This window comes from uncultured Gimesia sp., from assembly GCF_937910335.1.
Classification (GTDB): Bacteria; Planctomycetota; Planctomycetia; order Planctomycetales; family Planctomycetaceae; genus Gimesia.
The window spans coordinates 1-6,110 of sequence record NZ_CALEMX010000120.1 but is presented as its reverse complement, the minus strand read 5'-3'; the positions used below and the strand labels follow the sequence as shown (position 1 = coordinate 6,110).

The 6,110-nt window shown below is 47.3% G+C and carries 5 protein-coding genes; all 5 read left to right on the top strand.

The genetic code is table 11. The features are described from left to right. Window positions 1–74 precede the first annotated feature (74 nt). The gene (locus Q0668_RS04735; RefSeq protein WP_298860578.1) at window positions 75–638 is read left to right on the top strand and encodes a DJ-1/PfpI family protein; all 564 of its coding nucleotides are present in this window, start codon (window positions 75–77) and stop codon (window positions 636–638) included. Between the two features lie 41 nt (window positions 639–679). Further along, a complete protein-coding gene (locus Q0668_RS04730) occupies window positions 680–2,008 on the top strand; it encodes a Gfo/Idh/MocA family oxidoreductase (protein WP_298860575.1) in 1,329 nt (442 codons plus the stop codon). Window positions 2,009–2,070: 62 nt separating this feature from the next. Next, entirely contained in the window at window positions 2,071–2,829 is a 759-nt protein-coding gene (locus Q0668_RS04725; RefSeq protein ID WP_298860572.1) for a phytanoyl-CoA dioxygenase family protein, read from the top strand. Between the two features lie 39 nt (window positions 2,830–2,868). Next, a complete protein-coding gene (locus Q0668_RS04720) occupies window positions 2,869–3,810 on the top strand; it encodes a sugar phosphate isomerase/epimerase (protein ID WP_298860569.1) in 942 nt (313 codons plus the stop codon). A 523-nt stretch (window positions 3,811–4,333) separates the two neighbouring features. Further along, the coding region (locus Q0668_RS04715) for an arylsulfatase (RefSeq protein ID WP_298860566.1) at window positions 4,334–6,110 on the top strand (1,777 nt) is incomplete at its 3' end.

Here is a 6,110-nt window from a genome sequence, read left to right as displayed (position 1 = left end):
TGACCGTTCCGGAATCAGTTGTAGAATAGAAATCAATTCAAAGTTTGGAATTTTACGTAGAAAGAATGGTTGGAATGAACAAAGTGTTAATCATCGTCGGTGATGCAACGGAAACGGTAGATACGCTCTATCCTTATTATCGATTGATCGAAGGGGGTTATGAACCCGTGGTTGCTGCGCCGGAAAAGCGTCTTTATCAGATGGTGCTGCATGAGGTCAAACCGGGCTGGACGATTACCAAAGAGTGGGAAGGGTATACCATTCAAGCGGATATCGCGTTTAAGGATATCAACCCCGATGAGTACGTGGGGATTTTCTTTAGCGGCGGTCGAGCACCGGAATATATTCGTGATGATGAAGACTTAATCCGAATTACACAGCATTTCTTTGAGAAAAATAAACCCATTGCTTCAGTCTGTCATGGCGTAGAAATTCCAGCCCGCGCAGGTTGTGTGAAAGGGCGTCGCATGGCGACGGTTCCAAAATGCCAGTTTGACCTGGAAGTGTGTGGCGGAATATTTGTCAATGAGGCCTGTGTGATTGATGGGAATATGGTCAGCGGCCGAACGTATCATGATCATGGTCAATATATCGGACCGTGGATGAAGCTGCTTGATGAAGCACGAGATTCTCAATAGTGATTAGATTTTTATTCGATTCCAAATAGCAGGAGAGAGTGATGACTTCACCAAAACTATCTCGCCGGACCTTTGTCAAAACTGCAGTCTCCGGCCTGCCATTAGCGTGTATTGCACCTGGCGTATTCGTGAATACCGCGCGGGCAGCGGATAAGCCGCGCAGTTCGAATGAACGATTGAAAATTGGTTCGATTGGTATGCGGTATCAAGGTTCCGTCATCGCCGACAAAGCGCAAGGTTATGGTGACATTGTTGCCATAGCGGATGTGGATCGGGAGATTGCCGAAAAAGCACGGAAACAGTTTGGCGGCAAAGCGACGATCTTCGAAGATTACCGTGAGATGCTGGAAAAGGCTGATATTGATGTCGTGACAATTGGTGCTCCCGATCACTGGCATACCAAAATGCTGATCGATGCGTGCCAGGCGGGCAAAGATGTTTACTGTGAGAAACCGCTCACACTGACAGTGGACGAAGGTAAAATTCTGAATAAAGTTGTCAAGCAAACCAAAGCCGTCGTGCAGGTGGGAACGTGGCAGCGTAGTGATCATCGTTTTCGGCAAGCTGTCGAAATGGTGCATGATGGGCGCATTGGTAACTTGAAAAAAGTAACTGTCACGCTTAGCAAAAATAAAACCAGTGGTTCCTTTAAGCCTGAGCCAGTGCCTTCGGTTTTGAATTGGGATCTATGGCAGGGGCAGACGCCTGATGTGCCTTACATTAAAGAACGCTGTCATTATACCTTTCGCTGGTGGTATGAATATTCCGGCGGTCAGATGACAGACTGGGGTGCGCATCATATTGATATCGCACAATGGGGTGCCGGCATGCAGGATTCTGGTCCAGTTGATATTGAGGGAACCGCTAAGTTTCCGAATGTCAAGAATGGATATAATGTGGCCCTCGATTACCATCTGAAGGCCCGTTATGCCAATGGAGTTCTCTTGGAAGTGAATGACTCGGGGCGAACCGGTGTGATGTTTGAAGGTGATCAGGGTCGGATTTTTGTGAACCGGGGTACGATCGCCGGTAAACCGGTAGAAGATCTGGCGAAAAAACCATTGTCGCGTGAATCATTCAAGGTTTACAGCCATGACAATCTCTCGCGTCCGCCGCGCATGGGTAAACTGGATGCGATTGTGAATCATATGGGGAATTTCTTTGACTGTATAGAATCACGTGAAACGCCCATCTCCAGTGTGTCTAATCAGCATCGTTCTGTCAGCCTGTGCCATATCGGAAATATATCGCAACGCCTGGGTCGAAAACTGACGTGGGATCCGGAACAGGAACTGTTTGTCGGCGATGCGGAAGCGAATACCTGGTTAAAACGTGAGCAGCGGGCCGGATATGAAATTAAAGATACTTAAACTCCGGGAATACATTTAATGAGTCGTTGCTTTGTTTCTTTGTATTGATGTCAGGAGAAATTATGACTGTCTCGACGGGCCTTATTACTGAATCGCATCAGAAACAATTTCAGGAAGAAGGTTATTTCATTCTGGAAAAGGTGATTTCAGAAGAGCATTTGCAGATTATCCGGGATGCCTGCGATCATTTGATTGATTTAATGCATCAGGAAATGGATCGTCTGGGAACCGATCATATTCACATCAGCCATCGTGGGAAGCGCTATCATATCGCTAAGAAATTCGATCAGGCACCGCGACTGGAAGAGTATGTGTTAGGCGACTTGATGGCAGAGATCTGCAAAGCGACAATTGGTGATACGGCCTATCTGTTTTACGATCAATATGTGGTGAAGGCGGCTGAGAAAGGGATTAAGTTTTCCTGGCATCAGGATTCGGGTTATCTCGGGTTTCTACATCGCCCCTATGTAACTTGCTGGGCAGCCGTGGATGATATGACCGTCGAAAATGGTACGGTCGATGTGTTACCGTATTCTACGGTTGGTGTTCGTTCGCTGGTCGAACATATTCAAGATCCGGAAACGGGAGACAAAACCGGCTATTTTGGCAAGGAGCCGGGTGTGACTGCCATTGTGCCCGCGGGCAGTCTGGCAGTATTCAGTTCTCTGACGTTTCATCGGAGCGGCGCGAATACAACAGATAAGATGCGTCGTGCTTATGTCACACAATATTCACCCGCGCCCATTATCGACCCTGAGACAGGGCAGCCTAAACATCTGGTGGTCCCTTTTTTAAAGGATGGGATCAAAGTCGTTTCTTAAGCAGGTTTCAGGTTTACAACAAGAGAAAGAATCAAACGCATGGTTGGTCAAGTTAATCGTCGTGATTTTAATAAACGCGTTCTAGGGGCCGCGGTTTCTGGTGGTGTGTTAGGAAAGTTATTCGCTGCCGAAGCAAATGGTTCTCAAAAACCATTTTCACTCAATTATATCGTGGCTTCCTGCATGTATGGCACGTTGCCTCTGGAAACGATTCTTCAGGAAACGCCGAAAACCGGCGCACGTTATCTGGAGATCTGGGCCAAACGGCACGGCGACCAGCGGGAACAGATTGATCAACTGGGTGTCGAAAAGACGAAGCGGTTGTTTGATCAATATAACGTCAAGCTGGGCAGCTTCACCTGTTTCAAATATGGCTTGTTCAACATGCAGGGGGAGATGGACCTTGTCGCACAGTTAGACGGTGATATGGTCATCTGTAACAGCGGCGGTCCCAGAGGTTTAAAGGGGGCCGAACTGAAGTCGGCAATCAAAAAGTTTGCAGAAAAGTTGAAACCTCAGGTTACTGCTGCTGAAGAAAAAGGAGTCATCATTGGTCTGGAAAATCATGGTGGCGGCTTGATCAATGATCCGGATACTCAACGCTGGATGATGGAAGCACTTCCGTCAAAGCATTTCGGGATGGCGTTGGCGCCTTATCATTTGGCACAAAATGAGTCGGAGATTGCGAAGTTGATTACAGACTTGGGTGAGCGTCTGGTACATTTCCAAGCCTGGCAGCATGGCATGGGCTGTATGAAGAAACTTCCTAAGGAACAGGAATTGTTACAGTTACCGGGTCGAGGTGATTTAGATTTTGTCCCATTATTAGCGGCGCTGAAAAAGATCAATTATCAGAGCAGAACAGAAATCTTCATGCATCCGGTTCCTCGAGGCATTCCCATTCATCCGACTGCAGAGCAGGTGACTGCTGAGATTAATCGGTCGCGTGCTTATCTTGAAAAATGCCTGAAGCAAGCTTAAGAGTTTGTGTCGGAAATATGGCGCCATGAGTGAATAGAAAAATGAACGAGTATGATCCGGGAGAGGATGCCTACATATGGCCGGTGATCAGAACATCGAGATCAGGGGTGAAGACTTTCAATATCCGTTCATCCAGATCGGTTCATTATTATTACTATTTGTTCTAGCTGTGGTCACGCCATTTCTGTTTATTGCTGTCTCATCAGTCATTATTGGATCAGTTTCGCTCATTGAAGTGCCACATCTGATGTATTCAATGTTTGTGAATTTGTTATCTCCCTACGCAATATTAAATCAGTGGGAATCTTTTCTGTTTACTTGCTTCTTGTTAAGTATGATTGTCTTGGTTTGGCCTAAACGAGTCGACGAAAAGGGCTGGTGCGCAGGACTTGTCCTGTTTTTTCATGCAATCGTTGGTGGTGGCTTAATTTTCATGAGGAATTCCTGAGAGTTCTGAAATCAATTTACAACGATGTCCCTCATTCTTAATTATTGAATTGATTAACGAAGGCGAAACTAACACATGAAAACGCGACGCATAATTATCAGTTCGAGTTCATTTTTTGCGTTCTGTTTGATTTGTTTGCAATGTCAGTTGATGCAAGCCAAAGAAAAATCGGATCAGCCGAATATAATTCTGGTGATGACCGATGATCAGGGGTATTGGGATACGGGGATTTCCGGTAATCCGGATATCGAAACGCCGACCATTGACCGCATGGCTGCAGAAGGAGTGACCTTCACGCGTTTTTATGCGAATATGGTTTGTGCGCCTACACGTGCCGGCTTGATGACAGGTCGACATTATCTCAGAACCGGTTTGTATAACACCCGCTTTGGTGGCGATACTCTGGGTCAGAATGAGACGACGATTGCCCAGGTGTTGAAGTCAGCCGGTTATCAGACCGGGCTCTTCGGAAAATGGCATCTGGGTCGTTATGCGCAGTATCAGCCTCATCGGCGTGGCTTTGATCATTTTTTTGGTCATTATCACGGACACATTGAACGGTATACAAATCCGGATCAGGTGGTGGTCAATGGCCGCCCCGTCGAAACGCGGGGTTATGTGTCTGACTTGTTTACCGATGCGGCCATTGATTTTATCACGCGTTCCAAGTCACAACCATTCTTCTGTTTTCTGGCCTATAACGCACCGCATTCTCCCTTTCTGCTGGATACGTCACACTACGGCCAGCCTGAGGGAGATAAACTGATCGAAAAATATCTTGCCAAAAAACTACCTCTACGCGAAGCGCGGATTTATGCAATGGTGGAGCGGATCGATCAGAATCTAAAACGGTTATTGCAATCGGTGCAGGATCTGGGGATTGAGCAGGAAACGATTGTGATATTTACCAGTGATAATGGTGGCGTCAGTCGCGGGTATAAAGCCGGTCTCAAGGGGAGTAAGGCGAGTGCGTATGAAGGTGGTATCCGAGTTCCCTTTGTCGTGCGCTGGCCGGGGCACTTTCCGGCGGGCAAATCGACAGATGCCATGGTGGCGCAGATTGATCTGTTTCCTACATTCTGTGAACTGGCGGGTGTCAAAGTGCCCGGAAAAATCAAACTGGATGGAAAATCAATCCTTTCACTGATGCAACAGGGGGCGGGTAAATCGCCTCACAAATATCTGTATCATACGTGGGACCGTTACACGCCGAACCCCTATCATCGATGGTCGATACATGGAGAGCGGTTCAAACTGGTTTTGCATAACAGTCAGGGGAAAAAGAAAAAAATTGAACCGATGGGCCAACTTTACGACTTGAACGCTGACCCGGGTGAGACGAGGGATCTGGCGCGGAAGTATCCGAAAGAAACTCAGGCATTGCGTACTGAGTTTTTGCGATGGTTTGAGGATGTGACGGCGGGGCAAGTGTATCAGCCGACAGCGGTTCCTGTGGGAGATACTCGCGAGCCCGTGGTTGAACTGCAGCCGAGCTGGGCGATTCTCAAAGGGGGCGGGTTAGAATATTCGTTTGACGGGTATGACTGGGATACGATTGACAACTGGGAGTCGGACCAGGGGACCGTGGCCTGGCAAATTGATGTGTTAAAAGCGGGTCGGTATGCTGTGGAATTGAGTTATGGTTATCGATCAGAACAGCTTGAAGCGGGTCAGCTCCAAATCTCGGTCGGTGAGAAAATGATTCAGAAAACACTGCCGATGAGTGTGAGTCAGAATGTGTTCATCAAAACCTCAGCGGGTATATTGGACCTAAATAAAGGAATGCAGCAGCTGATGATTCAAGCAATGAATACAGACGGGATCAACGGTCTGCGTCTGAATTCAATCTGGC

Coding starts and splice junctions, on each gene's coding strand:
- Q0668_RS04735 (WP_298860578.1), top strand. CDS start 75: ATGAACAAAGTGTTAATCATCGTCGGTGATGCAACGGAAACGGTAGAT.
- Q0668_RS04730 (WP_298860575.1), top strand. CDS start 680: ATGACTTCACCAAAACTATCTCGCCGGACCTTTGTCAAAACTGCAGTC.
- Q0668_RS04725 (WP_298860572.1), top strand. CDS start 2,071: ATGACTGTCTCGACGGGCCTTATTACTGAATCGCATCAGAAACAATTT.
- Q0668_RS04720 (WP_298860569.1), top strand. CDS start 2,869: ATGGTTGGTCAAGTTAATCGTCGTGATTTTAATAAACGCGTTCTAGGG.